Here is a 2,602-nt window from a genome sequence, read left to right as displayed (position 1 = left end):
TAGCCCGCCGGCTGCCGTTTGGCCGTCCCACAACCCCGCCCAGCCGTAGCTGAGCGGTTTAGGCTCTTTCCCGTTCGCTCGCCGCTACTGAGGAAATCACTTTTGTTTTCTTTTCCTGCGGCTACTAAGATGTTTCAGTTCGCCGCGTTCGCCCCTTTGGCCTATGGATTCAGCCAAAGGTGACAAGGCTTGCGCCTTGCCGGGTTGCCCCATTCGGGAACCTGCGGATCACCGCTTTTGTCCAGCTCCCCGCAGCGTTTCGTCGGTAACACGCCCTTCCTCGCCTCTGCGTGCCTAGGTATCCACCGTGCGCCCTTAACTGACTTGACCTTTTCACCTCACGTAACATTGGTGTTCTACCTGCCTCATGCCCCCAGGTTGCTGCTGCTTCCCCCAAGCCAAGGCTCGGAGGGCTCAACCCAGAAGCATGCTGCTCTCTTGCTATGCAGTTTTCAAAGTGCTGGCCGGCTCAACCCGGCTGGAGGCTTGTGCTCGGACCCAAACCCCTAGCCCGGTCGTCAACCTATCCAACTGGAGAACCCCTTCCCCGCTCCTCACCAAAGTGGTGGAGGTAAGCGGACTCGAACCGCTGACTTCTGCCGTGCAAAGGCAGCGCTCTACCAGCTGAGCTATACCCCCAATCCAGACTGCACCCACCCTCTGGCTTTGCCCTCAGCTTGGCCAGCTCGCCTCTAGCTTGCTAGCTCTCCCTTCTCCAGGACAAACAGTGGGCCATCCTGGACTCGAACCAGGGACCTCACCCTTATCAGGGGTGCGCTCTAACCACCTGAGCTAATAGCCCTCCCCTCGGTTCCCCTCCAGAACCCCAGTCAACCATCCCTTCAACCCCGACCGACCTGGGATGACCTTCGGTGGCCTGACTCCTCTCAGATGCCCCAAGGTAGGTCTCCCTAAAAGGAGGTGATCCAGCCGCACCTTCCGGTACGGCTACCTTGTTACGACTTCACCCCAGTCACCAGCCCTGCCTTCGGCGGGTGCTCCGACTTCGGGCATGGCCAGCTCCCATGGTGTGACGGGCGGTGTGTACAAGGCCCGGGAACGTATTCACCGCAGCATGCTGATCTGCGATTACTAGCGATTCCGCCTTCACGCAGGCGAGTTGCAGCCTGCGATCTGAACTGAGACGCGGTTTTTGGGATTGGCTCACGCTCGCGCGCTCGCGACCCTTTGTCCGCGCCATTGTAGCACGTGTGTAGCCCAGGGCGTAAGGGGCATGCTGACTTGACGTCATCCTCACCTTCCTCCGGTTTGTCACCGGCAGTCTCCCTAGAGTGCCCAACTCAATGCTGGCAACTAGGAACAAGGGTTGCGCTCGTTGCGGGACTTAACCCAACATCTCACGACACGAGCTGACGACAGCCATGCACCACCTGTGTCCGCGCTCCCGAAGGCACCCCCACGTTTCCGCAGGGTTCGCGGCATGTCAAGCCCTGGTAAGGTTCTTCGCGTTGCATCGAATTAAACCACATGCTCCACCGCTTGTGCGGGCCCCCGTCAATTCCTTTGAGTTTCACACTTGCGTGCGTACTCCCCAGGCGGGACACTTAACGCGTTAGCTCCGACACTGACCGGGTCGATACGGCCAACGTCTAGTGTCCATCGTTTACGGCTAGGACTACTGGGGTATCTAATCCCATTCGCTCCCCTAGCTTTCGTACCTCAGCGTCAGTTGAGGCCCAGTTGCGCGCTTCCGCCTCAGGTGTTCTTCCCGATCTCTACGCATTTCACCGCTACACCGGGAATTCCCGCAACCCCTACCTCACTCTAGCCGGTCAGTTTCCAGGGCCTTCCCACAGTTGAGCTGTGGCCTTTGACCCCAGACTTGACCAGCCGCCTACGTACCCTTTACGCCCAATAATTCCGGATAACGCTTGCCTCCTCCGTCTTACCGCGGCTGCTGGCACGGAGTTAGCCGAGGCTTATTCCTGGGGTACCGTCAGCTTTCGTCCCCCAGAAAAGAGGTTTACAACCCAAGGGCCTTCCTCCCTCACGCGGTATTGCTCCGTCAGGCTTGCGCCCATTGCGGAAAATTCCCCACTGCTGCCTCCCGTAGGAGTCTGGGCCGTGTCTCAGTCCCAGTGTGGCGGGCCATCCTCTCAGACCCGCTACGGATCGTCGCCTTGGTAGGCCATTACCCCACCAACTAGCTAATCCGACGCAGGCTCATCCTCAGGTGGATTGCTCCTTTCAGCTTCCGCCTGTATGGGGTATTAGCAGCCGTTTCCAGCTGTTATCCCCCGCCTGAGGGTAGATTCCTACGTGTTACTCACCCGTCCGCCACTAACACCCGAAGGTGTCCGTGCGACTTGCATGTGTTAAGCATACCGCCAGCGTTCATCCTGAGCCAGGATCAAACTCTCCGTGTCAATTCAAGAGCTTGTCTCTGGAAAAATGGAAACTTGACAGGGTTGAATATGCAGCCACCAGCCGACTCAGGGAGCCTGCTGTGCTGCTTGGCGATGGTTGACTGAACGAGTTACTTGTCAAGGTTCTGGGGCGCCGGGGCTGGGTGGCCTTGTGGCGCTTTACTACCCTATCCCCACCCCCACCACCCCGTCAAGATATCCAACCCAAAATTTTT

The 2,602-nt window shown here is 58.6% G+C and carries 2 tRNA genes and 2 rRNA genes; all 4 read right to left on the bottom strand.

From position 1 onward, the window contains the following. Positions 1–330, bottom strand: a 23S ribosomal RNA gene (locus tag ACVWY8_RS13765); the annotation flags it as partial. A gap of 233 nt (positions 331–563) precedes the next feature. Then, a tRNA-Ala gene (locus ACVWY8_RS13760) sits at positions 564–639 on the bottom strand. 89 nt (positions 640–728) lie between these two features. Beyond that, positions 729–802 (bottom strand) — tRNA-Ile (locus ACVWY8_RS13755). Between the two features lie 112 nt (positions 803–914). Then, positions 915–2,387: ribosomal RNA gene (locus tag ACVWY8_RS13750) — 16S ribosomal RNA — on the bottom strand. Between the last annotated feature and the right edge of the window lie 215 nt (positions 2,388–2,602).

The sequence above is a fragment of the Thermostichus sp. OS-CIW-32 genome (genome assembly GCF_054060415.1).
Note: the sequence above shows the minus strand (reverse complement) of the source record. Positions and strands in the feature narration are given on the sequence as shown.